Source organism: Mesorhizobium sp. M8A.F.Ca.ET.218.01.1.1 (assembly GCF_004791165.1).
GTDB lineage: Bacteria > Pseudomonadota > Alphaproteobacteria > Rhizobiales > Rhizobiaceae > Mesorhizobium.
On sequence record NZ_SRUZ01000250.1, the window covers coordinates 1 to 204 of the forward strand.

The following is a 204-nucleotide window of genomic DNA, read 5'->3' on the forward strand; positions in this document are numbered from 1 at the left end:
TCACCGGATTGGGATCGGCCAGCGTGTTGGTGTCTTCCTTCACCGCCGCCGCATCGGCCACCGCCACCGGCGCGTCATTGGTGCCGGTGATGGTGATGGTCAGGTTGGCGGACGAAGAGCCGCCGTGGTTGTCCGAGTTGGTGTAGCTGAAGACGTCGGTGACGGTGGCGCCTTCGGCAAGCTGCTGCACCGAGGCCAGGCCAT

The 204-nt window shown here is 65.7% G+C and carries 1 protein-coding gene; it reads right to left on the reverse strand.

The window, feature by feature from the left end:
- On the reverse strand, positions 1–204 hold a 204-nt coding region (locus tag EN861_RS35215; RefSeq protein ID WP_135884706.1), incomplete at both ends, for a VCBS domain-containing protein.